Raw genomic sequence first — 23593 nt, forward strand, 5'->3', positions numbered from 1 at the left:
CGCCGAATCAGCTCTCCCCGGCTCCCCCACCGCTGTCAGCTCTCACCCCGCGGGTGTGATTCGCAGTCCATACCACCGACGCGGCGGCTTCGTCGCGCCGCGACACTGTCGGTGGGACACCATCCGATTAGGCGCGTCCGAACCGTCCGCCCTGCCGATTTCGGACTGTGGCCTCCGCTTGCAACAGTCTCACACGCGACCCTAACGCGAGACCGGTTCGGGGAACTCGCTGTATAACAATCCCCGTCGCGGTCCCTGTTGCTTTCATGACTCGCACACCGTCACGGTCACGTTCTGAACGCCCGTCGCTCGCGGGAGGTCACGCATGAACGGCCGTCTCACCGAGGCGGTCGTCCTCGCGGCCGGCGAGGGGCGGCGGCTCCGTCCGCTCACCACCTTCCAGCCGAAGCCGATGCTCCCGGTCGCAAACCGGCCGGTCGTCGAGTACGTCCTCGACGCGCTGTTCGAGTCGGGCATCGAGCGCGTCGTCGTCGTCGTCGGCCACCGCGCCGACCGCATCCAGTCGCACCTCTCTGCGACGTACCCCGACGCGGACATCGAGTTCGTCCACCAGGACACCCGGCTCGGAAGCGGGCATGCGCTCCTCCTCGCCGAGGAGCTCGTCACCGGCCCGTTCGTCGTCTGCAACGGCGACAACGTCGTCGACGCCGACATCGTCTTGAAGGCGCTCGAACGCTTCTCGACGACCGACTCGGTGGCGACCATCGCGGTCGCCGAGTCCGACACGCCCGAGGAGTACGGCGTCGTCGTCGAGGACAACGGTCGCATCGCTGACATCGACGAACACGCCGTCGACAGCGAGGGCTATCTCGTCAACGCGGGCGTCTACGTCTTCGACGACGCCGTCTTCGAGGCGCTCCGGCGCACCCCGCCGCACGACGGCGAGACGCGGCTTCCCGACGTGATTCACTACCTCGACGGGCACGTCACGTCCGTCCTCGTCAACGGCGGCTGGCTCGACCCCTCCCACCCGTGGGGGCTCCTCTCCGTGACCGAGACGCTCCTCGCGCGCAGACACGACGACGCGGTCGCCGCGTCGGCGCGGGTCCACGAGCGCGCGCTCCTCGGCGACCACGTCGTCGTCGGCGACGACTGCGACGTGGGGCCGGGCGCGGTCGTCAGCGGTGGCTCGTGCCTCCAGAACAACGTCTCCGTCGGCGCGAACAGCGTCATCGAGCGCTCCATTCTCTCGACCGACGCGCGGGTCGGCGCGGGCGTCGTCCTCCGCGACTCCGTCGTCGGCCCCGGCGCGACCGTCGGCGACGGCGTCGTCTCGCCCGGCGGCCGCGCCGATGTCATCCTCGAAGGCCGGCTCTACACCGACCGCCGCCTCGGGAGTATCATCGGTGACCGCGCCGAGGTCGGCGCGAACGTGACGCTCACGCCCGGGAGTCGCGTCGGTGCTGAGGCCGTCGTCGGCCCCGGCACGGTCTTACACGGCGACGTTCGCGAGCGCGTGGAGGTGACCCACTGATGTGCGGCATCACCGCCTGCATCGGCGCGGACGACTCCGTGGACTCGCTCGTCGACGGCCTCCAGCGACTGGAGTACCGCGGCTACGACTCGGCCGGTATCGCCGTCAAAAACGGCTCGGGCATCTCGCTGACGAAGCGCGTCGGCGAGGTCTCCGAACTCGTCGCGGCCGTCGAGCAGAACCCCATCGCCGGCGACTACGGCATCGGTCACACCCGCTGGGCGACCCACGGCGGCGTCACCGACGGCAACGCCCACCCGCACACCGACGAGTCGGGCCGCATCGCCGTCGTCCACAACGGCATCATCTCGAACTTCCAATCGCTCCGGAGCGACCTCGAAGCCCGCGGCCACGTCTTCAGCAGCGAGACCGACACCGAGGTCGTCCCGCACCTCATCGAGGAGAACCTCCGCGACGGCGCGACTCCCGAGGAGGCCTTCCGCGCCGCGGTCGGCAGCCTCTCGGGAAGCTACGCCCTCACGGCCATCATCGGCGACGAGGAGGCCATCTTCGCCACTCGCTCGGGGTCGCCGCTCGTCCTCGGCGTCGGCGACGGCGAGTACTACCTCGCCAGCGACGTGCCCGCGTTCATCCAGCACACGGCGCGCGTCATCTACCTCCACGACGGCGACTTCGTCGTCACTCGCTCGGGCGGCTACGAAATCACCGACTCGGCCGGCCGGGCGGTCGACCGCCCCGTCGAACACGTCGAGTGGGACCCCGAGACGGCGACGAAGGGCGGCTACGAGCACTACATGTACAAGGAGATTCACGAACAACCCGGCGCGCTCCGGCGGACCACCCAGAGCCGGCTGAACACCCACGCCGGCGGCGTCGAACTAGAGGAGTTCCCGCCGGAGTCGTTCGCCGACGTGTCGCAGGTCCACCTCCTCGCGATGGGGACCTCGCACCACGCCGGAATGTACGCGGCGTCGCTGCTCAACTCCCGGGGCATCCCCGCCTACGCGTTCATGGCCGGCGAGTACTCGGTCATCAAGCCGCCGGTGACGACAGACACGCTCGTCGTCGCGGTCAGCCAGTCGGGGGAGACCGCAGACACCCTCGACGCCGTGCGCCGCGCCCGCGCGGCCGGCGCGCGGACCCTCGCGGTCACGAACGTCGTCGGCTCGTCGATAACCCGCGAGTGCGACGACGAACTGCTCATCCGCGCCGGCCCGGAAATCGGCGTCGCGGCCACCAAGACGTTCTCGTCGCAGGTGACGGCGCTGACGCTCCTCACCGAGCGCATCGTCGAAGACGTGACCGGCGCGAAGTCGCCCGAAGCGCGCGACCTGATGGAGGCGCTGTCGCGGCTCCCGGGCGACGTACAGGAGGTGCTCGATACCTCGATGGCCCGCGAAATCGCCATCGAGTACGAGGGCAGCGACGCGTACTTCTTCATCGGCCGCGGGGTCGCCCACCCCGTCGCCCTCGAAGGCGCGCTGAAGTTCAAGGAGATATCCTACGAGCACGCCGAGGGGTTCGCCGCCTCCGAACTCAAACACGGCCCGCTGGCGCTCGTCACGCCGCTGTCGCCGGTGTTCGCTATCTTCACGGGCCACGAGGACGAGGCGACGCTGAGCAACGTCAAGGAGGTCCAAGCTCGCGGCGCGCCCGTCATCGCCATCACGAGCGACCGCTCGGGCGAAGTGACCGAGTTCGCGGACCACGTACTCAGAATCCCGGACACGCATCCCGACATCGCCGGCGTCCTCGCCAACGTCCAGCTCCAGCTCGTCGCGTACCACGCCGCTGACCTGCTCGAACGACCCATCGACAAGCCGCGCAACCTCGCCAAGTGCGTCACCGTCGAGTGAGCCGTGAGCGAGCGGTGAGCAGGTGGTGCGGTCGTGGCGGGTCTCACCGCCGTGTTCCGACGTTTCGCACCCATTAATTCGCCGCAGTCGTTCGGTTTCGGTCCCCGACCGCTGTTTTCAGAGATTCGAGACTGTTCGTGGATAAGCGAAGCTTATCTCGATTGTAGGCACCGATTACATATTACCCGCCCGCGTCAGGTAACATGCGATGACCCGACGCGACCTCGTCGACGACGTTCTGTCGGCTTCTGACGAGCCTCCCGGCCCACTGACTGACGAGAGCGACGCCGCGGCGGCGGCCGACGAGACCGATATCACTCCGGAGTCGTCCGACGACGACCTCCTCGACGCGCTCGGAGACGACGTTTCCCGGAGCGTGCTGTTGGCGTGCAACCGCGCGCCGATGACCGCCGAGGAGCTGGCCGAGAGCTGCGAGGTCTCCGAATCGACAATCTACCGCCGGCTGGAGACGCTTTCGAGCCTCGGCTTGGTCGAACGGACTCAGCGAGTCGACGCGCCGAGCAAGACGTGTTACGAGACGGCCGTCGACGGCCTCTCGATTCACCTCGGCGACGGCCTCCGCGTCGAGGCGGGGTCGAGCAACTACGTCGTCGACGCGATGCGCACGCTTCTGGCCGCCATCGACGTCCAGCAGCTCGCGTACGACCGCGAGCAAAACAGCGTTGACGTTCGGTTTCGACTGGCTCCGACCCTGCTCGACTCGCTGGTCGAACTGTACGTCAGAGACACGAATTCGCGCGAGAAGTAGTCCGCCGGCCGCCGAGTCCGCGTCGCTCGCCGCGACGAGCGACCTATCGCCGCCACGACCCGTCGACCTCGCCGAGGACGAGCGCGAGCGCGTCCCTCGCGCGGCCGACCGCGATGAGTTGGCGGGCGGCCGCCGCGGTGACCGGACCGATGGACTGCGAGGCTTCGAGTCCGGCGACGATGTCGGGGACCTCGGCGGCGAACCACGGGCCGTCGCCCGTCCCGCGTTCGTCGTCGACTTCCGCGGGGGTCCGAGAACGGGGCGCGTCGGAAATCATACTGAACGTACACGCTTGTGGGGCATAGTTAGGACGCTGTTCTCTCCCGGTAACGACTTCCTTCCGGGCGAGTCGACCGGTTTCGCGTCCCGACTCGCCGGTCTCGCATACCATATTATTGCAAAGAATGATAACCCGTTGTAGCGTTCTCCCGGTAATGTCTCTCAGCGAACTCATCTCCGGCGTCGCCGCCTCGGAACGAACGCTGACGGTGTTCAATCCGACGCCAGGCGTCGTCGGGCGACTCGCCGAGCATTTCGCGGATCGAAACGTCTCGGTGGTGTCTGCGAGTTCCGACGAGGGTCCGTCGAACTACGCGGTGCTGGGTACCGGCGACGAGTTCCACACGGCCGTCTCGGTCGACGACCTCCTCGCGCACCCCGAGGACGTCGAACCGGGGTTCGAACGCGACTCGTACGCGCCGATTCTCGACCACCTCGACGAGACGCTGTTTACCTCCTACGACCGGCAGCAGATGCTCAACGCCACCCGCGAAATCGAGGACCGCGCGTGGCGCGTCGGCGCGGGCGAACTCCACTCGGGCTTCCAGTCGGGCGGGAACCTCCGCCCGCAACTCGAAACCTACCGCCGCCTCGGCGGCCGCGACGACCTCTCGGTCCACGCGTACATCTACCCGAACGGCGAGGTCCCGCAGGCCGACCAGTTCCAACTCCATCTCGCGCGCTCCGACGAAATTCGGCGCTCCTGGTTCGTCGCCTACGACGGCAACGGCGTCGGTGACTACAAATGCGCGCTCGTCGCCGAGGAGACCGAACCGGGGTTCAGCTTCACCGGCTTCTGGACGTACGACCCCTCGACGGTCGACTACATCGTCAACCACCTCGTCTCGTCGTACTCGATTATCGAATCCGATGGCTCTGGCGACGACGCGGACGACGGCTGCCAGCTGACTGCTTGACTGAGCTCCCGTCGGTAGCCGAGTGCTCCACGGAACCTCGAAAATCAATTCGGAGAACTGGACGCGAATACTTAGGAGCGCCCGCTCGGAATCGGGCGTATGGTTGACGGAATTCTCCTCGACGCCTCGCACCTGAAAGGCAAAGTCAAGGGCGGTCGCGCCGGGGCCGAAATCGCCGGGATGAGCTACGTCGGCTACGAACTCGCGGTCACGGAGCGGAGCATCCACGTCTACGGCGACCACTGTAACGCCGACATCCAAGACGAGGAGTACCGCTACCTCGTCATCCCGCTCGATTCGGTCCGGGGAATCGAGTTGAAGGACCTGTCGGACCGGGGCCGCTGCGTACAGATTCACGGGCCGGACGACGGCGTGACGCTCTACTCGGAGAATCAATCGAGCCTCTCGAAGAACCTCAAGCGCGTGTTTCTCCTCCTCTCGCGGCTGCTCGCCTGAGCGACCCGGTCGGCTGGTCGGCAGCCAGCCGGTCGTCGGTCGGTGATGGGTCAGTCGGAAGCCAGCCGGCCGGTCTGTCGGTCCGGAGCCGAATCAGGTAACGTTTCGAAAGCAGGTGTACTAACCGAACTGCTAAAGAGGGTCGAAGTCGATGTGGGGATATGGCCACGGATATGACCCTCGACGACGCCCCCTGCCCCATCATCGACTCGCTGAAACAAATCGGGTCGCAGTGGCGTCTCATCGTCCTCCACGACCTCCAAGACGGTGAAAAGCGGTTCAACGAGCTGAAGCGTTCGACCGGCGCGAGCTCGCGGACGCTCTCTCGCGTCCTCGACGACTTGCAGGAACACGGCTTCGTCGACCGCCGGATGGAAGAGGACGCGCCGGTGGCGACGTACTACTCGCTGACCGACAAGGGCGTCTCGCTGTGCCCGGTGTTCGACGAGATACAGGAGTGGGCCACCGAGTGGCTCGACGCCGAGCGCGAGGAGTCGGCCGAGGGTGAGACGGTGCAGTCGACGGCCTGAACCGCGCTCCACGCCGCGCTACGCTTCGAGCGGGTCGCCGTCCGCCGTCTCGACGATTTCCGCGTGGACGTCCGCGACGGTGACCGAGTCGAGTTCGTCGAGCATCGCCTGAATCGCCGGTTCGAGCAGTTCCCCGAGCACCGGCTGGATGTGTTCGCCGACGGTGCACTCGTCGTTCGGTTCGTTCGTGTGGAAACAGAACGGCTCGGCGTCCTCCACCGCCTCGTAGATGTCGCGAAGCGTGATGGCGTCCGGCTCGTGGGCCAGCGTGAAGCCGCCGGTCGGGCCGCGCTTGGAATCGACGAGGTCCGCCTCCCGAAGCGAACACAGGAGCTGCCGGATGACCACCGGATTCGTGTTGACGCTCCACGCGAGACGGTCGGAAGACAGCCGCTCGTCGCTCCGCACCGCCAAGTTAGTCAGCACGTGCGTCGCGACGACGAATCGGCTGCTGTTCGACATACACGTTCTTTGGAGCTACGGGCATTTTAGATTTCACGGTGCTGCGCCGATTTCGCCGGATTCGTCGCGGAATCGACGTTTTTCAACCCTCATCTCGACTCGGGGACCCGATATTCGACTTCGACGACGAGAACTGACCGAATGGAGGCTTCGAATCGTCGAAGCGGAGACTCGTGGTGGTGCCGTCGGCCGGTCGCTCGGCGCGACGGCCGATTCAGCCCTCGTCTCGTCCCGGTCGCGTCTCGTCTGTGCCGTCCTCGTCGGCGCTCGTCGGGAGCGCGTCGACGTCGGTCGCTCGCATGAGCGCGATGACCACGTTGTCAGCGACCTCAGCGGCGAACCGCCGCTCGTCGCTCCGCCACCGTCGCGGCTCGCCGACGTGTTCGTGACAGACGACGCCGACGACTTCGCCGCCCGACCTGACCGTCGCGTCGAGCAGCGACGCGATGCCCTTCTGTTCGAGGTAGCCGCCCCGAAGCTCTGCGGTCGCGGGGTCGGTCCGAACGTCGTCGACGCCGAGCGACCGATTCGTCTCCAGCGCCGCGAAGTACGACGGGTAGTTCGAGGCTGTCAGCGTCGTCCCGGCGTTGTGCTCGCCCGACGACCGGTCGTACTGGTCGACACAGCGGAGCGTCTCGGCGTCGTCGAACAGCCAGACGCTCGCGCGCTCGACGTCCAACACCGTCGCCATCGTCTCGGTGATTCGCGGCAGCGCGTCCTCGAACGAGCCCGCGATGACCGTCTCGTCGGTCGCGAGGTCGATGAGCGCCCGCTGTTGGCGCTCCCGTCGCTCCCGCTCGCGGTAGGCCTCGGTCACGTCGCGGAACACGGTGACGACGCCCTCGACCGACCCGTCGTCGGTCCTGATGGGCGACATGCTGTCTTCGATGTAGCGCTCGTCGCCGTCGCTCGTCACGAGTTTCGTCCCCGCGGCGAGTTCGACCGCCCCGTCCGCGTCGGCGACGCGTCGCACCGGGTCGATGCGCTCGCCGGTCGCGCCGTCGACGAGGTGGAGCACGTCCGAAAGCTGCTCGCCGACGGCGGCCTCGGCGTCGTAGCCGGTTATCTCCTCGGCGGTCCGGTTCAGTTGGACGACCGTCCCGTCGGCGTCGGTGGCGACGACGCCCTCGGCGATGGAGTCGAGGGTGACGCGGAGATACGCCTCGCGCTCGCGGAGTCGCCGTTCCGCGCGCCGGTGTTCCGTGATGCGGACGAGCGTCTGCCGGAGGACGCCGTACTGCGCCGTCGGGTCGCCGCCCTTCTGGAGGTAGCTGTCCGCCCCGAGGTTCAGCGCCTCGATGGCGACCTCCTCGCGGCTCCGTCCGGTGAAGATGACGAAGGGAATGCCGGAGTCGCGCCCGTCGCGGAGCTCCGACAGCAGTTCGAGTCCAGACATCTCGGGCATCTGATAGTCGGAGACGACCGCGTCGAACGACTCCGATTCGAGGAGTCGCAGCGCCCGCCGCGGCGAGTCGGTCGTCTCGACCTCGATACCGTCGTCCGACGATTCGAGAAACCGCTTCGTCAGCGCCAACAGCCCCTCGTCGTCATCGACGTAGAGCACGCGTATCGCCGACGACTCCCCCTCGATTACGTCCATGCGCTGTGGCTGTTGTTCGACGGTCTGTCTGATAACTGTTTGGCAGATTAACTGTTATTATATTGTCAAAACGAATCCGACGCGTGTTCGTTCACGCCTCGCTCACTCGTCTCTCCCGTCCGTCTCGTCCGCAGCCTCTCGCTCGTCGATGCGGTCGTAGAGGACGGACTCGCCGGGTTTGACCGTGCCGCCGGTCGGGATTCTGACGCCCGCGTTCAGCGAGGCGTTGATGCCGGTTTTCACCTCGTCGCCGAGGACGACGCCGTACTTCCGGCGACCCGAGGAGACGAGTTCGCCCTTGAGCATCTGCCGGACGGCTTCGCCGTCGTGGCGGAGGTTCGCCACCTTCGTCCCCGCGCCGAAGTTCACGTCGCGGCCGAGGAGGCTGTCACCGACGTACGAGAGGTGGCCGACCGTCGCACCCTCCATCAGAACGCTGTTTTTCACCTCGACCGCGTGGCCGACCTTGGCGCGCTCGCCGACGAGCGTGCGCCCGCGGACGTAGGCGTTCGGCCCGACCGTGGCCCCGCTGCGGACGAGGACGGGACCCTCGATGACCACGCCCGAACGGACCGTCGCGCCTGCCTCGACGACGACCGGCCCGTCGAGTTCGGCGCGCTCGGACACGTCGCCGTCGATTCGCGGGTCGAGTTCGTCGAGTTTCCACTCGTTGGCTTCGAGGAGTTCCCACGGCCGCCCCACGTCGAGCCAGCGGTCGAAGGCGACGCCGCGCACGTCGTAGGCCTCGCAGGTCGCCGCGAGCACGTCGGTCAGTTCGAGTTCGCCCCGGTCGCTCTCGGCCACGTCGAGCCAGTCGTGGGCCTCGGCGGGGAAGACGTACGCGCCGGCGTTGACGAGGTCCGACGGCGGGTCGGCGGGCTTCTCGACGACGCCGGTGACGAAGCCCTCGTCGTCGGTGTCGAGGACGCCGTAGGAACTCGGGTCGTCGACGCGGAACGACCCGACCGCGGGCGTCCCCTCGTACAGCGTCGACAGCGACGGCACGTCGTACAGCGCGTCGCCGTTGAGCACGACGAACGGCTCGTCGGGGTCGAGATGGGGGGCCGCGGCGCGGACCGCGTCGGCCGTCCCGCGCTGTTCCGACTGGACGGCGAACTCGACGGGGACGCCCCCGCGCTCGTCACCGAAGTAGTCGCACACGTCAGCGGCCTCGTAGCCGACGACGAGCGTGATGTCCGTCGCGCCGGCCGCGACGGCGGCGTCGGCGGTGTGCGCGACCAGCGGCCGGTCGGCCACGGGGAGCATGGGCTTGGGTCGGCGGTCCGTGAGCGGACGCATCCGAGTGCCGCGGCCGGCGGCGAGAATGACTGTCTGCATACCCTCCTAAGGGACTGCGCGGAAGAAATGTCTTCGGTCGGAGATGTACTGAGGCGGGGACCAATCGCGACGTTGTGGGTTGCCTCTGATCCACCTACCGATACCGACTCGAGGTGGCACGGCCGGTACGGCAACTATCTGTCAATATCAGCCTACCAAAACGCTTGCGAACTCCGCGCCGGATTCGAGTCCGGTAGCTCGCTCTCGCGCGGTGCGGTCGCTCGCGGACGGTTCGAACCACACGGCCCGCGAACGGCGACTGTGTTGGGGTTACGATGGGTCGGAGATTCGCACGAGCGCGGCGCCGTGTGTTAGTGAACGGACGAACGCCAGCGTGTAATAGTTTCGTTCCGCGGCGACGCGAACCGCGTTCGTCGGCGTTATGACCCTCGCACCCTTCGGCTGTGGAGGGTTACGATGGAGATTCGCACAGGACTCTCTTACGGAGACGTATTGCTGGTTCCGCAGCGCTCCCCGGTCGACAGCCGGAGCGACGTGGACCTCTCGACCAACGTGACGCCCGACTTGCGCCTCGACACGCCGCTCGTTAGCGCGGCCATGGACACCGTCACCGAAGCTGAACTCGCGGGGACGCTCTCGGGCCTCGGCGGCCTCGGCGTCGTCCACCGCTTCCTCGACGTGGACGAGCAGGCCGAACAGGTCCGCCGCGTCGCCGAGGCGGGCGGGACCGTCGCGGGCGCGGTCGGCATCAACGAGGACTACCTCGACCGGACCGAGGCGCTCCTCGACGCCGGCGCGGACGCGATTGTGATGGATATCGCCCACGGCCACATGGAGCGGTGTCTCGACGCCGTCGAACGGATTCGCGACGAGTTCGACCCCGAAATCGTCGCGGGCAACGTCGTCACGCCGGCGGCGGTCGAGGACCTCTGGGAGGCCGGCGCGGGCTGCGTGAAAGTCGGGGTCGGACCGGGGTCGCACTGCACGACCCGCGAGGTCGCGGGCGCGGGCTACCCGCAGCTCACGGCCGTCTCGGAGTGCGCCGAGCGGGCGCACGACCTCGGTATCCACGTCATGGCAGACGGGGGGATTCGGACCTCCGGCGACGCCGCGAAGGCGCTCATGGCCGGCGCGGACACCGTCATGATGGGCAGTTTCTTCGCCGGGACCGACGAGGCACCGGGCCGGGTCGTCGAGGTCGACGGCGAGACGTACAAGCGCTCCCGCGGGATGGCCTCCACGGAGGCCGCCGACGACCGCGAGGACAAACAGAGCGACGTGGACGCCGGCGAGGGCGTCGAGGCGCTCACGCCCTACAAGGGACCGGTCGAACCGCTCGTCGAGGAGTTCCTCGGCGGGATTCGCTCCGGCGTGAGCTACTGCGGCGGTCACACGCTCGCGGACGCTCGCGAGAAGGCCTCCTTCGTCCGCGTCGCGGCGAGCGCGAAGGAGCGCGAGGGCGCACACGGCGTCGTCTTCGCCGAGGGTCCCGTCGAGGTCGACGAGGAGGCCGAACGCGAGTTGCAGGCCCCGATGGCCGACTGACTCCGGCGTCGTCGCGGCCGACCCGCGACGCGATACGACGCGATAGAGCGAGGGTGAAACCGCCACGCCGGCGACCGCGCCCTCGCAGAGCGACGGCGCTCGCCTCGACACGTCGGTCGCGCCGCGCTCGTCCGATTGTCAGATTAACCGCTGTTCCCACGTTCATTTTTGAAAACTGCCACGTACTTCGAGTCGATATATACTCCCGGACCGACTCGAAGCGCTCGACACTCGAACCGAAAACGGGCCGCCCCCACCGAATCACTCGTCACGACGACAACCGACTTTTCGCTCGAATACACCGCGTATAGCATCAAAAACGCATCGTTCGTCCTGTTTGCGTCGCCGCGAGTGGAACTCGCTCCCGGCCGTCGAAACGCTGACCCCGAATCGAGTTTCCTCTCCCCGCGAGAGTCGGTGACGAAAACATATCATACTCGTGTGTGTTCCAATCTTAGTGATATGTCCGCCGACGTGCTCGCTCGATTCCGGCCGTGGCGCGTGACGCCCGTATCCGTGTCACGGGTCGTGCCGAGTCGATTCGTTCACCATTACAGAGCTAACTTTGTAATTCAAATCGGACTTCGTCGGTTCGGTCCGAGCGACGCTGAGTCCGACGCGTCCGTCGTCGACTATCGCTCGCGATACGGCACAGCCGAACAGTTGTTCCTCACGGTAAGACGCTACGAGTACGTCGCGCGGATGCCGATGACGCGGGCGGCCTGCGTCACCATCTCCGGGACCTCCGTGTGGTACCACTCGCCTTTCATCCGGGTGGTCGGGCCGGAGACGCTAATCGCGCCGAGGATGGTTTCGTCGTCGGAGAGAATCGGCGCGCCGACCGCCCGCATGCCGGTGATGCGCTCTTCGTCGTTGAAGGCGTAGCCGCGCTCGCGAATCGTCGCCAACTCGGCTTCGAGGGCGTCGCGGTCGTCTATCGTCTTCGTCGTCAGGCGCGTCAGTTCGCCGTCGAGTATCTCGTTTCGACGCTCCTCGTCGCAGAACGCGAGGTAGGACTTGCCGACCGACGTGGTGTGGAGGTCGACGGTCGTGCCGATGTGCGAGTCGGTCTGGAGGCCCTGTTCGGACTTCACCTGATAGATGTAGACGCCGCGGCCGTTCTCCTCGACCATCACCTGTCCGCGCTCGCCGACGGCCTCGACGAGGTCGTCCATCTCGCCGATAGAGGCGTGGTACAGCGCGTGTCGCGTCCGGGCGTGGTCACCGAGGTCGAGGAACTTCAGGCCCAGCGCGTACTCGTCGCCCTGCCTGACGACGTACCCGAGTTCCGCGAGCGTCTTGAGGTGGTTGTGAGCCGTGCTCTTCGAGATTCCGAGGCCGTTCGCAATCTCCGACACCCCGCTCGCGTCGTGGTCTCTGATGTGTTCGACGATGCCGAACGAGGTTTTCGTAGCGCCGATTGTTCCCGCCGCGCCGTTTCCGTCCGTGTTCATAGTTATCACTAATCGAGTGCGGTAATAATTGTTACCGTCTCGTTCGGACTGAACGAACGAGTGTTCGGTTTATCGCCGCGTCAGCGCGGCGACGGTCTCGCGGACCGGGTTCGCCCCGACCGACGAGAGCGCGTCGAGCGCCGCATCCGCGGCGTCCTCACCGAGACCGAACGCGAGCAACGCGCGGTTGCGCGCGGTGAGGTCGGACTCCGACAGCGGGTCGCGGAAGTCGCCGCGGGGGTACTCGCGCTCGCCGACGTAGCGGCTCCCGTCGCGGGCGGTCACTTCGACGCGCGCGCCCCAGTCGTCGGGGAAGGCCCGCTCGAACGCCTCGTCGGCGTGGAGGTGGACGCGCTCCGAGAGCGCCTGCACGGCCTCGTCGTCGAGCGCGTCGTCGAGGAAGTCGTCGAGTTCGACGCGCCCGTCCGCGACCCAGCGGGCGAGGACGTACGGCGTCGAGAACTTCGCCGCGGTGAGCGTCTCGGGCCGCGCGTGACTCATCTCGACGCCGTTGCGGTAGGTGTACACGTCGATTCGGTCCACGTCGTCGGGTGCGAGGTCGTCCGCGCCGGCGTCCCGAAGCGCGTCGAGCGGGGCGTGGGTGTAGCGACACGACGGGTACGGCTTCTGGTAGGCCTCGGTGAGCCACCAGTCGTCGCCGAGCGAGTCGAACAGCGCGGCGAACTCGCCGTCCGCGAGGAGCGTCTCGAACGGGTCGTAGACGGCCTCCATCGCCGCGGGCGACCCGCGGAGGCCGACGGCGGTCAGCGTCGCGGCGCTCACGCCGGCCTGCGCGGAGAAGCCGGCGGTGACGTTCCGCGACGGCGCGCCCTCCGCGAAGGGGTCGTGCATGGAGACGACCGCGAGGTTCAGCGCGGTGCGAACCGTCTCGCGCACCTCGTCGGGCGACTGCCCCGCGCAGACGGCGGCGGTCAGCGCCGGGCCGAGCGTCGTCCACGTCGAGTGCGGATCGCGGACGAGCCACGGTATCGCCTCGTTCATCCGCGCCTTCATGGCGAAGATGGCGTACTCGAAGCGCGCGCAGAGCTCGTACGAGCGGACGCAGGCCTCGACGAACGTCTCGCCGTCGACGTCGTTGGCCTCGGCGACGCCGACCGCGCCCGCGACGATGCTCGCGCCCACGTGGCCGCCGCGGTTGTGGCCCTCCTCTATCTCCTGTGTTATCGCCGCCGTCGCGTTCAACAGCGCCGCCTGCGACGGGTCGACCCGGCGGTCGGTCCCGAGGACGGACGCCGGGCCGTCGGCCAGTTTCGCGTCGCGGAAGACGCCCGCGTGTTGGGGCGCGGCCGCTCCCGCGACGGTCGCCGCGAGTACGTCCGCGACGATTCGCTCGCCGTCCGCGCGCACGTCGTCGGGGAGTTCGTCGGTCAGAAAGCCGTACAGCTGTCGTTCCCAGTCTCTGACTGGCTCGTGTGAAATCATGGTTTCAGTGGTCTCAGTGAGTGTCGGGGTGCTCAGGCCCGAGTGAGGGCGCAGAGCACGCGGGGTGCGGCGGGCTCGGTCGCCGCGGTCCAGAGGCCGTCGACGCCGCCGTCACCGATGACGGGCGCGACGAGTCGGTCGAACTTCGCTCGGAGTTCCGATTCGGTGACGGGGTCGTGTTCGCCGCCGCGGGCGGCGCGCACCTCGCGGGCGTACCGCTCGCCATCGGCCGTCTCGACGGTGACGCGCGCGCCGCGCTCGTCTGGTGCGCGGGCCGCGAACTCCTCGGTGGCGACCACGTCCACGCGCCGGGCGAATCCGAGGGCGGTCTTCGTCAGCGCCTCGTCGGTGAACGCCTCCTTGCCCGTCTCGCCGGTCGTCAGCGCCGAAGCGACGGCGAAGGGAACCGAGAACTTCGCTTGCAGGGCGTTCTGGGGTGCCGGCTCCGATAACGCGGCCGCGGCGGGGTACGTCTCGACGGTGACGGCGTCGATGTCGGCCGCGCCGACGCCCGTCTCCTCGACGAGGAGCGCCACGGCGTCGAGGGCGGCGTGGGTGTAGCGGCAGGCCGCGTGGACCTTGAAGTAGCCGCGCTCGATTTCCCAGCGCTCGCCGAGGCCGTCCGCGAGGGCGCTCCGGTCGGGGCCGTTCGCGGCGACGGGTTCGAGGTGTCGGGCCACGCCGTCGTCGAGGCCGGTGAACCCCGATTCGGCTTGGTCGACCGCGAGCAGCCCCGAGAGGTTGCTCATCCCGACGTAGCCGTTTCTGACGGTCGCGCCCTCGGTGGCCGCCTCGAACCGGGTGTGCTGGGCGTAGTTCGCCGCCATGCGCATCGCGTCGAGCGTCGTCTCGGCGTCGAGGCCGCGGAGTCGGGCGACGGCCGCGGCGGTCCCGACGCTGCCCCACACGCCGTGGGGGTGGAGACCGTCCGCGAGCGGGACCACCGTCTCGGCGGCGCGGACCGCCGCCTCGTAGCCGGCCACGAACGCCGTCAGGAACTCGTCGCCGCTGCGGTAGGCCGATTCGCCGTCCGCGAGGAGCGCGGGCAGGACGTGAATCGCCGGGTGACCGGCCGCGAAGCGGTGGCCCTCGTCGAGTTCGAGAACGCTCCCGGCGGTCGCGTTGACGAACGCGGCGCGGTACGCGGTGGTCCGCTCGCCCGCAGTCCCCATGATGGTCGATTCGCCGCCGTTCTCGTCGGCCCAGCGGCGCGCCAACGCGGCGACCGCGGGGTCCGACGCGCCGCCCAGCACCGCGCCGATGGTGTCAGCGACGACGAGGGACGCGCGCTCGACGACCGACGCGGGGAGGTCGGTCCGGTCGAGGTCGGAGACGAACGACGCGAGCGCTTCGTCGGTCATCTTACACCCCGAGGTACGCCTCGACGACGCCCTCGTCTTCGAGGAGTTGGTCGCCGTCGGCGGTCATGCTGATACGGCCGTTCTCCATGACGTAGCCGCGGTCGGCCAGCTTGAGCGTCTGCTGGACGTTCTGTTCGACCATGAGCACCGTCATGCCCTGCGCGTGGATGTCCTCGATGACGTCGAACACCTCTTGGACGAGGTGCGGCGCGAGACCGATGGAGGGCTCGTCGAGGATGAGCAGGTCGGGTTCGCCCATGAGCGCGCGAGCGAGGGTCAGCATCTGCTGTTCCCCGCCGGACATGGTGCCGGCGCGCTGGTTTTTGCGCTCCGCGAGCCGGGGGAACAGCTCCAGCATCTCGTCGAGGTTCTCCTCGCGGTGCGCCTTCGCCTCCTCGGTCTGCGCGCCGAGAAGCAGGTTGTCGATGACGGTCATGTTGGTGAACAGGTCGCGATTCTCCGGGACCTGCACGATGCCGCGCTCGACGATTTCGTGGGACGCCTTCGAGTGAATCGCCTCGTCGCGGTAGGTTATCTCGCCGTGACTCGGTGAGAGGATGCCGCAGATGGTGCGCATCGTCGTGGTCTTGCCCGCGCCGTTCGAGCCGATGAGCGCGACGATTTCGCCCTCGTCGACGTGCATGTCGACGCCGTGGAGCACCTCGATGTCGTCGTAGCCGGCGCGGACGCCGCGCAGCTCAAGCATCGACGTCGAACCCCCCGATGTAGGCCTCGATGACGCGGTCGTCTTCGACCACCGTCTCCGGCGCGCCGAAGGCGATGCCCTTCCCTTGGTCAAGCACTTTCACGTAGTCCGAGATGTTCATGATGGCTTTCATGTCGTGTTCGATGACGAGCAGGCTCGTCCCGCGCTCGCGCAGTTGGCGGAACAGGTCGAGCATCTGCTGCGACTCCGACGGGGTGAGCCCCGCCATAATCTCGTCGAGAAGCAGGATTTCCGGCCGCGTCGAGACGGCGCGGGCGAGTTCGAGGCGCTTCTGTGCGCCCACGGTGAGTTCGCCCGCCTCCTCGTCAGCCTTGTCCGCGAGCCCGACGAATTCGAGGTTCTCCATGGCGATTTCGCGCGCCTCGCTCCGGCGGCGCGTGTGGATGTGCGCGCCGACCATCGCGTTTTCGACGACGGTCAGCTCCTCCAGCGGGCGCGTGATTTGGAACGTCCGCGCCAGCCCCGCCCGCGCGATTTTGTGCGCCGGGAGGCCGGAGATGACCTCGCCGTCGAGTCTGACGGTCCCGCTCGTCGGCGGGAACGCCCCGCTGATGCAGTTGAACAGCGTGGTCTTGCCCGCGCCGTTCGGCCCGATGAGGCCGATAATCTCGCCGCGGTTGACGGTCATGTCCACGTCGTCGAGCGCTTGCAGGCCGGAGAAGCGCTTGCCGACGCCCTCGACCGACAGAATCCGCTCGCCGTCGCGGTCGATGTCGGCGTCCGGGTCGTCGACGCTCTGCGCGTTCGTCTCGTCTGCCGACATCACTCGCTCACCTCCTCGTCACCGCGGACGCGGGTCCAGAGCGCGCGCGCCTGACTCGGCCAGCTCACCACGCCGCGCGGCGAGTAGATGACGATAGCCACGAGGAACGCGCCGTAGATGATGCGGTCGAGGCCGTTGATGTCGGAGAACGTCGTCCGCGCCACCTCGCTGACCGGGGTGACGATGAACGAGCCGACGATGGGGCCCAAAAGCGTTCCCGGGCCGCCGACGACGGCGGGGAGGAGCAGTTCGACGTTCTTGAACAGCGCGAACACGGTGTCGGGGCGGATGGTGTTGAAGTACATCGACCAGTAGGCACCGCCGAGGGCGGTGAAGAAGGCGCTGACGGCGACGCCGATGAGCTTGTACCGGAAGCTCGGCACGCCGACGCTGGCGGCGGCCCGCTCGTCCTCGCGGATGGCGAAGAAGTACAGCCCGACCCACGAGTTCTTGATGACCCACGAGACGAGCGTCACGACGAGCAGGAAGCCGACGATGAGGTAGTAGTACGGCAGGTCGTTCTGGAACTGGAAGGCGACGAGGCCGTACTCCGCGCCGTAGTCACGCGGGAACGGCTTGAAGTAGCCGTTGGCCCCGCGGAGCTCCGACATGTTGGTGACGACGAAGCGGAGCAGTTCCGCGAACGCCAGCGTCGCCAGCGCGAAGTAGTGGCCTTGTAGGTTGAAGCGGAACGACAGCGCGCCGATGACGAGGCCGTACCCCGCCGCGAGCACGCCGCCGACGAGCATGCCGACCCACGGGTTCACCGCGAAATCGACGACGAGCGCCTGCGTGGCGTACGCGCCGACGCCGAAGAACGCCGCGTGCCCGAACGAGAACTGCCCGGTGTAGCCGGACATGATGTTCCACGCCTGCGCCGTGTAGGCGTAGATGACCGTGAGGATGAGCACTTTCAGGCTCAACAGCGCCGCGATTTCCATCCCGGCGACGTCGATTTCGATGAGCGTCGGGAGCGCCGCGAGCAGGCCGAACAGCGCGACGCCCTTGACGAGCGGGGCGTACCGCCGGTCGTCGAACGTCCGGTAGCGGTCGCGGACGGACTCGATTGCGCTCACGCCTCAGCACCTCCGAAGAGTCCCTCGGGCTTGACGAGGAGCGTCCCGATGAAAAGCAGGAAGATGAGCACCTGCGCGGTGGTTCCGGGGAGGTAGTAGCCGCCGAACACCTGAATCAGCCCGACGATGAGGCCGCCCACGAACGCGCCGGGGAACGAGCCGAGGCCGCCGAGGATGACGATGACGAAGGCGTTGATGAGGTACGTCTCGCCCGTGAAGGGGTCGAACCGCTGGAACAGCGCGATAGAGCCGCCGGCGACGCCGGCCAGCGCCGCGCCGATACCGAAGGTGAGGTAGTTGATGCGGCGGACGTTGATGCCGACGTAGCGCGCGCCGTCGCGGTTGTCGGCCGTGCCGCGGATTTTCCGGCCGAGGTCGGTCCGGTTCAGGAACGCCCGCACGGCGAGCATCGTCCCGAGCGCGATGACGAGCGCGTAGAACTGTCCGAGCGGGATGAACACGTCGCCGACCTGCACCGACCCGAGCGACAGTTCGACCTGCTGGGGGTCGGGCGTGAACACGATTTCGATGGCCGACTGGATGATAAAGAGGACGCCCAGCGTGGCGATGAGCTGGTTCTGCTGGGGGGCCTCGATGATGGGTTCGACCGTGAGTATGTGGACGACCACCCCGAGGGCGAACAGCACCGCGGCGGCGATGGGTATGCCGAGAAACGGGCTGATGCCGGCCGTCTCGGAGACCAACCACACCGAGTACATCCCGACGACGAGGAAGATGCCGTGGGCGAAGTTGATGACGTCCATCACGCCGAATATCATCGTCAGCCCCAGCGCCGTCAGCGCGTAGACGCCCCCGAGCAGGAGGCCGAACGCGAGCAGCTGCAGGAGGACGGGCTCCAGATTGGTGATGTCGGTCAGGAACTGTGCGAACGGGTCGATGAATCGGCCGAGGCCACCGCCCTGGAGCGGCAGCGGCGCGACCGATGTGACTAGGTGTCCCATGCGGTTTCTACGCTCGGGAATTGTTGGCAACCCCCATAAAAGGTGGCTATCTTTCGAGACGGTTCGTTGACGTGACGGCGGTCGCGGGTAGCGGTTAGACCTGCGGTTCGGCCTCCGCGTACTCCTCGGGGTAGACCACTCTGACCGAGAGGTCCTGGACCTGGTTCACCGGGCCGAGCGCGTTGACGTTCTCGCCTTGGTCGTCGAACTCGATTGCGCCCATCGCGGAGATGTGGTCCTCGTAGCTGAGCCCCATGAGCGCCTCGTTGATGTCGTCGGGGTCGACGCTGCCGGCTTCTTCGACCGCCTGGATGATGACCTCCGCCGCGGTGTAGGCCATCCCGACCGACGCCGAGAACTCTTGGTCGTAGTTGTCGCGGAACTGCGAGCGCACCTCGGCGGTCTTGTCGACCGTCGGGTTCAGCGCGTAGTTGTTGTCCAGCACGCCGTTCGCGAACTCGCCGATGTCGCTGACGGCGTCGTCGTCGGTGAACGTCGCGGACGCCGAGGCGGTCAGGTACGGCGGCCGGTAGTCCTGGTCCTGCAACGCCTGTGCGAGCAGGACGCCGCCGGCGACGTACGTCGTGGCGATGATGGTGTCGGGGTCGGCGCTCCGGAGCCGCGACACCTGCGTGTTGGCGTTCGACGCGCCGAACTCGATGGCCGTCTCCTCGACGATTTCGACGTTCTGCTCGGGGAGGAACTCGCGGAGGCTGTCCCGAATCGCCTGCCCGTAGCTGTTGTTGATGTAGAACAGCCCCGCCGTGTCGATGGTGCCGCCGCCGTCGCGGATGACCGACGGCACGAGGTCCGCGTAGTCGCTCGCCAATCGGCGCGCCGGGGGTTGGGGCCGGTAGACGTAGTTGAAGTCGCGGCCTTGCAGGATGTTGTCCGCCGCCGCGATTGAGATGACGAAGGGGACGCCCTGTCGCTCCGCGACCTGCGTCGCCGCCGTCGTCACCGGCGAGGAGTAACAGCCGGTGAGGACGTCCGCGCCCTCGCTGAGCAGTTCCTCGCTGACCTGTCCGCCGAGCTCCTGTGCGCCCTGGTTGTCGCCCTCGATGACGGTCACTTCCGCGCCGTCGAGCGACTCGATGCCGCCCTCCTCGTTTTTCCGCATCGCGGCGAGTTTGATGGCGTTGCTCATCCCGACGCCCGTCGCGGCGAGACTGCCCGAAAGCGGGTGGTTCGACCCGATGACGACCTCGTCGACGGACTGCTCGGGCGTCCCCGTCGCGGTGCCCGTCTCGCCGCCGGACCCGCCCGAGTCACCGCCGGAGTCGCCGCCCGACCCGCCGCCGTTTCCGGCGTCGTCGCTCGCACAGCCGGCCAGTGTCAGTGCCGCGACGCTCGCGCCCGTTGCTTTGAGGAAGCGTCGCCTGTTGCTCGTCGAAGACTTGAGAGTCTTACCCATGGCAATCGGTATCGAGGTTAGTGCCTACTGTAATAAATCCTCCCGTACTCGTGTTGTCACGTTCTGTGGATATTCCTGCAACGAATCGAGTACGGGTCGGCAAATTGAGTCGAAAACGAGTCGTTTCGATTGTTCTACTCCGGGGCCGTGACCCCGCCGCGGCGTCAGTCGAGCGATTCGCGGGCGTGAATGCCAGCGAGGCGGCCGTAGCCGAGCGCGGTCGTCAGCCCGTTGCCGGAGAGATAGCCGCCCGCGCCGTGACCGCTGATGCCGCAGGCGGTGCCGCCCCCGGCGTAGAGGTTCTCCACCGTGCTCCCGTCGGTTCGGAGGACGCGCCCGTGTTCGTCGACGACGAGGCCGCCCTGCGTGTGGAAGAGCGCGCCGGTGACTTTGGCCCCGTAGAAGGGCGCTTCCAGCGGGCTCGCGCCGTCGACGCGACCGACTTCGTCCGGCTCGCCCGCCGCGGCCGCCTCGTTGTAGGCGGCGACCGTCTCCGCGGCGGCCTCGCCGTCGGCACCGAGTCGCTCCGCGAGGGCCGCGACCGAGTCGGCGGTGTGGTAGGTCCCCCGCTCGATGGCGTCGTCGAAGTCCTCGAACTGCCCGCGGAGCTTCTCGAAGATGCGTTCGTCGAACAACTGAATCGCCTGCTCGCCGGGTTGTTTGAGCACCGAGATGGCGAACTCGCTGTACCCCGCGGACTCGTCGCCGAAGCGCTCGCCGTCTCGGTTCACGAGGATGCCCCCGTTCATCGTGACCGCGTAGGTCGACAGCACGCCCGTCTGGCTCGCCACCGTCGCGTGGCCCTGATAGGCGTCCATGCAGGCGAGTTCGCCGCCGAGCTCCGCGCCGAAGCGGACGCCGTCGCCGGTGTTGCCGTCAGCGCCGAAGTACAGCGCCCGCTCGACATCCGCCTCGCAGTAGTCGGTGACCATCTCGCGGTTGCCGGCGAAGCCGTCGGTGGCGAGGATGACCCGCTCGGCCTCGATGGCCTCGTCGTGGCCGAGGCCGGCGACGACGCCCCGAACCGCGCCGTTCTCCGCGACCAGTCGCTTCACGGGCGCGTTCGTCAGGAGTTCGATGTTCGGCGTCGACTCGACGCGCTCGACCAGTTCGGCGACGAGGTTCTCGCCGTTTCGGCCCTCCGGGGCGTGCATCCGGTACTCGGAGTGTTTGGGATACTTGAAGTCGTCCACGATGTGGAGCGTGATGTCCCAGTCGTCGACGAGCCAGTGGATGAGGTTCGCGCTCTCCTCGCAGAGGTACTGGACGCGCTCCTCGTCGGCCTCGTAGTCGTTTTTCTCCAAGATGTCTCGGGCCATGTCCGCGGGCGTCTCCTCGATGCCGGCCTCGCGCTGGAGGCGCGTCCCCGCCGCGGGGACCATCCCCGTCGACAGCGACGTGTTGCCGCCGCACTCGGGCGCTTTCTCCAGCACCGTCACGCGAACGTCGGGGTTCTCGCTGGCCGCGAGCGCGGCGACGAGGCCGGTTCCCCCGCCGCCTGCGACGAGTACGTCCGTGTCGATGTCCCACTCGATGTCGTCGACCGAGACGACTTCGGTGACGCCGTCGCTCGGCGTCCGCCGGGCTAGTTCGTCCATGCAGTCTGCTAGGTAGACTCTATCGTAAAACTACCGCCTCCGGCGGCGGTGGTGTCGCCGTTTCTCACCCCGCGTCGCCGCCGCGTCCGCCGGTTTTCTCGGTCGCGCGCGTGAGAACAATACCCTCGTCTCCTGCGGCGTTTGCCGTCGCGCCGACTCGAACAGTCAGGAACGGCAGACGGTCAGCAATCCCGGAGTGAAAAACTATGTGTGTCGAGAACACCCATACCGCATGGACTCGCCACGAGACATCGTCGAGGAGTTCTTCGACCGCATGGAAGACGACCGCAGGAACACCGTCGGCGACCTGTTCGCCGAGGACGCCGTCATCACCCTCCCGGGAGCGACCTTCGAGGGACCGACCGCGGCCTACGACTTCCTCGCGCACCTCGAACCGCGGTACGAGTGGGCGGCGAAGGAGTTCGACCGCTGGCTAGAGGCGGGTGACACCGTCGTGAGCGTCGGGTCGCTCTACGGCGTCGCCAACGACGGTTCGGAGTTCTCCGACGTTCGCTACGTCGATATCTACGTCGTCCGCCGGGGTCTCATCGAGCGCCTCGACATCTGGAACGACCTCGCGGTCGACGGCGTCGTTCCGGTCTCGGACGCGGACGCGCCCGCGACCCCGGCGGAGGAATGAGCGACCGAACCGCGGTTCTGTTCGCGCTTCGCGACGACCCCTCGCTCGTCGTGCGCGCCGAGGAACTCGGCTACGAGTCGGCGTGGGCCGCCGAGGGACAGGGCAAGACCGCCTTCGGAAAGCTCGAACGCTGGGCCGTCCACACCGAGGAAATCGGCCTCGCGACCGGCATCGTCAACGTGTTCTCGCGGACGCCCGCGGCGCTCGCGGCGGCCGCGGCGACGCTCGACGACCACTCCGACGGGCGCGCGATTCTCGGCCTCGGCGTCGCCCACCCCGGCGTCGTCGAGGCGTTCCACGGCGTCCCCTTCGACCGCCCGCTGTCGCGCCTCCACGAGTACGTCGAACTCGTCCGGCGCTACCTCCGCGGCGACGCCGACTCCTTCGACGGGGAGTTCTTCTCGCCCGAGCGCACGAGCTTCTGGGACGCCTTCGAACCCGTCCGCGAGGAGATACCCGTCTACAACGGCGCGCTCGGCCCGGCGAACGTCCGACTCACCGGGCAGGTCGCCGACGGCTGGCTCCCGAACCTCTATCCCCGACCGCAGTTCGAGGCGGCGCTGGAATGGCTCGACACCGGGGCCGCCCGCGCCGGGCGCGACCCGAGCGACGTGGACGTGGCGATGTACGTCCTCACGGCCGTCCACGACGACCCCGACGAGGCGCGGCGGGCGGCGGCCGAACACGTCGCCTACTACCTGCGGGACGTGCCGGGCTACTACGACCGCGCGGCCGAGCAGGCCGGCTTTGCCGACGAGGTCGAGGCGGTCCGCGCCGCGCCGACGACCGAGGTCGGGGCGCGCGAACTCTCGGCGGAGTTCCTCGACCTCGTGGCGCTGGTCGGCGCGCCCGACGACGTGCGGGGGCGACTCGTCGAACTCCGCGAGATGGGCGTCGACCTCCCGGTCGTCCGCGCGCCCGCCGGCGTCGACCGCGAGTGGGTCGCGCGGACGCTGGAGGTGTTCGCCCCGTAACATGACGCCGGC

The 23593-nt window shown here is 67.9% G+C and carries 22 protein-coding genes; 9 read left to right on the forward strand and 13 right to left on the reverse strand.

The genetic code is table 11. From position 1 onward, the window contains the following. Window positions 1–325: 325 nt before the first annotated feature. The 3 genes from DEQ67_RS17740 (at window position 326) to DEQ67_RS17750 (ending at window position 4081) form a co-directional block, all read left to right on the forward strand. Window positions 326–1495 carry a sugar phosphate nucleotidyltransferase gene (locus DEQ67_RS17740; RefSeq protein ID WP_115862054.1) on the forward strand — a complete coding sequence of 390 codons (1170 nt, stop codon included), beginning with the start codon at window positions 326–328 and terminating at the stop codon, window positions 1493–1495. After that, a complete protein-coding gene (gene glmS / locus DEQ67_RS17745) occupies window positions 1495–3312 on the forward strand; it encodes a glutamine--fructose-6-phosphate transaminase (isomerizing) (protein WP_115862056.1) in 1818 nt (605 codons plus the stop codon). Before DEQ67_RS17740 ends, glmS begins: the two co-directional genes overlap by 1 nt. A gap of 208 nt (window positions 3313–3520) precedes the next feature. Further along, window positions 3521–4081, forward strand: coding sequence for a helix-turn-helix domain-containing protein (locus DEQ67_RS17750; protein WP_004064794.1), 561 nt, complete (start codon window positions 3521–3523; stop codon window positions 4079–4081). A gap of 43 nt (window positions 4082–4124) precedes the next feature. On the opposite strand, the gene DEQ67_RS17755 is transcribed toward DEQ67_RS17750, so the two are convergent. Then, on the reverse strand, window positions 4125–4358 hold the full coding sequence (locus DEQ67_RS17755) for a hypothetical protein (RefSeq protein WP_004040949.1): 234 nt from the start codon (window positions 4356–4358) through the stop codon (window positions 4125–4127). Between the two features lie 157 nt (window positions 4359–4515). Between DEQ67_RS17755 and DEQ67_RS17760 the strand changes: the two genes are divergently transcribed. The 3 genes from DEQ67_RS17760 to DEQ67_RS17770 all read left to right on the forward strand — a co-directional run bounded on the left by DEQ67_RS17760 (window position 4516) and on the right by DEQ67_RS17770 (window position 6263). After that, window positions 4516–5277 carry a DICT sensory domain-containing protein gene (locus DEQ67_RS17760; protein ID WP_115803789.1) on the forward strand — a complete coding sequence of 254 codons (762 nt, stop codon included), beginning with the start codon at window positions 4516–4518 and terminating at the stop codon, window positions 5275–5277. 99 nt (window positions 5278–5376) lie between these two features. Further along, window positions 5377–5733, forward strand: coding sequence for a hypothetical protein (locus DEQ67_RS17765; protein ID WP_004040947.1), 357 nt, complete (start codon window positions 5377–5379; stop codon window positions 5731–5733). A gap of 161 nt (window positions 5734–5894) precedes the next feature. After that, a complete protein-coding gene (locus DEQ67_RS17770; protein ID WP_004040946.1) occupies window positions 5895–6263 on the forward strand; it encodes a winged helix-turn-helix transcriptional regulator in 369 nt (122 codons plus the stop codon). Between the two features lie 18 nt (window positions 6264–6281). On the opposite strand, the gene DEQ67_RS17775 is transcribed toward DEQ67_RS17770, so the two are convergent. From DEQ67_RS17775 to glmU, 3 genes are all read right to left on the reverse strand, one after another. Then, complete coding sequence (locus tag DEQ67_RS17775; RefSeq protein WP_004040945.1) at window positions 6282–6725, reverse strand: Rrf2 family transcriptional regulator; 444 nt, start codon at window positions 6723–6725, stop codon at window positions 6282–6284. A 214-nt stretch (window positions 6726–6939) separates the two neighbouring features. After that, window positions 6940–8325, reverse strand: coding sequence for a response regulator (locus DEQ67_RS17780; RefSeq protein ID WP_115862058.1), 1386 nt, complete (start codon window positions 8323–8325; stop codon window positions 6940–6942). Between the two features lie 102 nt (window positions 8326–8427). Next, window positions 8428–9663, reverse strand: a complete 1236-nt coding sequence (gene glmU, locus DEQ67_RS17785) for a bifunctional sugar-1-phosphate nucleotidylyltransferase/acetyltransferase (RefSeq protein WP_115862060.1) — start codon at window positions 9661–9663, stop codon at window positions 8428–8430. 417 nt (window positions 9664–10080) lie between these two features. On the opposite strand from glmU, the gene DEQ67_RS17790 reads away from it, so the two are divergent. Continuing rightward, entirely contained in the window at window positions 10081–11169 is a 1089-nt protein-coding gene (locus tag DEQ67_RS17790) for a guanosine monophosphate reductase (RefSeq protein WP_115803786.1), read from the forward strand. Between the two features lie 683 nt (window positions 11170–11852). Here the strand turns inward: DEQ67_RS17790 and DEQ67_RS17795 are convergent. From DEQ67_RS17795 to DEQ67_RS17835, 9 genes are all read right to left on the reverse strand, one after another. Next, window positions 11853–12623, reverse strand: coding sequence for an IclR family transcriptional regulator (locus DEQ67_RS17795; RefSeq protein ID WP_004064807.1), 771 nt, complete (start codon window positions 12621–12623; stop codon window positions 11853–11855). Window positions 12624–12692: 69 nt separating this feature from the next. Next, window positions 12693–14066 carry an MmgE/PrpD family protein gene (locus DEQ67_RS17800; protein ID WP_115891606.1) on the reverse strand — a complete coding sequence of 458 codons (1374 nt, stop codon included), beginning with the start codon at window positions 14064–14066 and terminating at the stop codon, window positions 12693–12695. Between the two features lie 32 nt (window positions 14067–14098). Further along, window positions 14099–15427 carry an MmgE/PrpD family protein gene (locus DEQ67_RS17805; protein WP_115891605.1) on the reverse strand — a complete coding sequence of 443 codons (1329 nt, stop codon included), beginning with the start codon at window positions 15425–15427 and terminating at the stop codon, window positions 14099–14101. A 1-nt stretch (window position 15428) separates the two neighbouring features. After that, window positions 15429–16133, reverse strand: coding sequence for an ABC transporter ATP-binding protein (locus tag DEQ67_RS17810; RefSeq protein ID WP_004040938.1), 705 nt, complete (start codon window positions 16131–16133; stop codon window positions 15429–15431). Continuing rightward, window positions 16126–16917, reverse strand: a complete 792-nt coding sequence (locus DEQ67_RS17815) for an ABC transporter ATP-binding protein (protein WP_115803783.1) — start codon at window positions 16915–16917, stop codon at window positions 16126–16128. Before DEQ67_RS17815 ends, DEQ67_RS17810 begins: the two co-directional genes overlap by 8 nt. Then, on the reverse strand, window positions 16917–17993 hold the full coding sequence (locus DEQ67_RS17820) for a branched-chain amino acid ABC transporter permease (RefSeq protein WP_004064811.1): 1077 nt from the start codon (window positions 17991–17993) through the stop codon (window positions 16917–16919). The genes DEQ67_RS17815 and DEQ67_RS17820 overlap by 1 nt, the downstream gene beginning before the upstream one ends. Next, window positions 17990–18955, reverse strand: a complete 966-nt coding sequence (locus DEQ67_RS17825) for a branched-chain amino acid ABC transporter permease (protein WP_006600998.1) — start codon at window positions 18953–18955, stop codon at window positions 17990–17992. The genes DEQ67_RS17820 and DEQ67_RS17825 overlap by 4 nt, the downstream gene beginning before the upstream one ends. A 94-nt stretch (window positions 18956–19049) precedes the next feature. Beyond that, window positions 19050–20369 carry an ABC transporter substrate-binding protein gene (locus DEQ67_RS17830; protein ID WP_115803781.1) on the reverse strand — a complete coding sequence of 440 codons (1320 nt, stop codon included), beginning with the start codon at window positions 20367–20369 and terminating at the stop codon, window positions 19050–19052. A 164-nt stretch (window positions 20370–20533) separates the two neighbouring features. Next, entirely contained in the window at window positions 20534–21967 is a 1434-nt protein-coding gene (locus DEQ67_RS17835; protein WP_115862065.1) for an FAD-dependent oxidoreductase, read from the reverse strand. Window positions 21968–22199: 232 nt separating this feature from the next. Here DEQ67_RS17835 and DEQ67_RS17840 point away from each other — a divergent pair, with 232 nt between their 5' ends. Further along, window positions 22200–22607, forward strand: coding sequence for a nuclear transport factor 2 family protein (locus DEQ67_RS17840; RefSeq protein WP_115862066.1), 408 nt, complete (start codon window positions 22200–22202; stop codon window positions 22605–22607). After that, the gene (locus DEQ67_RS17845) at window positions 22604–23581 is read left to right on the forward strand and encodes an LLM class flavin-dependent oxidoreductase (RefSeq protein ID WP_115862067.1); all 978 of its coding nucleotides are present in this window, start codon (window positions 22604–22606) and stop codon (window positions 23579–23581) included. Before DEQ67_RS17840 ends, DEQ67_RS17845 begins: the two co-directional genes overlap by 4 nt. Window positions 23582–23593: the final 12 nt, after the last annotated feature.

It is taken from the genome of Haloferax sp. Atlit-48N, from assembly GCF_003383015.2.
Taxonomy (GTDB): Archaea; Halobacteriota; Halobacteria; order Halobacteriales; family Haloferacaceae; genus Haloferax; species Haloferax volcanii.

Coding starts and splice junctions, on each gene's coding strand:
- DEQ67_RS17780 (WP_115862058.1), bottom strand. CDS start 8,325: ATGGACGTAATCGAGGGGGAGTCGTCGGCGATACGCGTGCTCTACGTC.
- DEQ67_RS17825 (WP_006600998.1), bottom strand. CDS start 18,955: ATGGGACACCTAGTCACATCGGTCGCGCCGCTGCCGCTCCAGGGCGGT.
- DEQ67_RS17790 (WP_115803786.1), top strand. CDS start 10,081: ATGGAGATTCGCACAGGACTCTCTTACGGAGACGTATTGCTGGTTCCG.
- DEQ67_RS17805 (WP_115891605.1), bottom strand. CDS start 15,427: ATGACCGACGAAGCGCTCGCGTCGTTCGTCTCCGACCTCGACCGGACC.
- DEQ67_RS17840 (WP_115862066.1), top strand. CDS start 22,200: ATGGACTCGCCACGAGACATCGTCGAGGAGTTCTTCGACCGCATGGAA.
- DEQ67_RS17750 (WP_004064794.1), top strand. CDS start 3,521: ATGACCCGACGCGACCTCGTCGACGACGTTCTGTCGGCTTCTGACGAG.
- DEQ67_RS17835 (WP_115862065.1), bottom strand. CDS start 21,967: ATGGACGAACTAGCCCGGCGGACGCCGAGCGACGGCGTCACCGAAGTC.
- DEQ67_RS17775 (WP_004040945.1), bottom strand. CDS start 6,725: ATGTCGAACAGCAGCCGATTCGTCGTCGCGACGCACGTGCTGACTAAC.
- glmU (WP_115862060.1), bottom strand. CDS start 9,663: ATGCAGACAGTCATTCTCGCCGCCGGCCGCGGCACTCGGATGCGTCCG.
- DEQ67_RS17755 (WP_004040949.1), bottom strand. CDS start 4,358: ATGATTTCCGACGCGCCCCGTTCTCGGACCCCCGCGGAAGTCGACGAC.
- DEQ67_RS17765 (WP_004040947.1), top strand. CDS start 5,377: ATGGTTGACGGAATTCTCCTCGACGCCTCGCACCTGAAAGGCAAAGTC.
- DEQ67_RS17795 (WP_004064807.1), bottom strand. CDS start 12,623: ATGAACACGGACGGAAACGGCGCGGCGGGAACAATCGGCGCTACGAAA.
- DEQ67_RS17830 (WP_115803781.1), bottom strand. CDS start 20,369: ATGGGTAAGACTCTCAAGTCTTCGACGAGCAACAGGCGACGCTTCCTC.
- DEQ67_RS17800 (WP_115891606.1), bottom strand. CDS start 14,066: ATGATTTCACACGAGCCAGTCAGAGACTGGGAACGACAGCTGTACGGC.
- DEQ67_RS17810 (WP_004040938.1), bottom strand. CDS start 16,133: ATGCTTGAGCTGCGCGGCGTCCGCGCCGGCTACGACGACATCGAGGTG.
- DEQ67_RS17815 (WP_115803783.1), bottom strand. CDS start 16,917: ATGTCGGCAGACGAGACGAACGCGCAGAGCGTCGACGACCCGGACGCC.
- glmS (WP_115862056.1), top strand. CDS start 1,495: ATGTGCGGCATCACCGCCTGCATCGGCGCGGACGACTCCGTGGACTCG.
- DEQ67_RS17770 (WP_004040946.1), top strand. CDS start 5,895: ATGGCCACGGATATGACCCTCGACGACGCCCCCTGCCCCATCATCGAC.
- DEQ67_RS17760 (WP_115803789.1), top strand. CDS start 4,516: ATGTCTCTCAGCGAACTCATCTCCGGCGTCGCCGCCTCGGAACGAACG.
- DEQ67_RS17740 (WP_115862054.1), top strand. CDS start 326: ATGAACGGCCGTCTCACCGAGGCGGTCGTCCTCGCGGCCGGCGAGGGG.
- DEQ67_RS17845 (WP_115862067.1), top strand. CDS start 22,604: ATGAGCGACCGAACCGCGGTTCTGTTCGCGCTTCGCGACGACCCCTCG.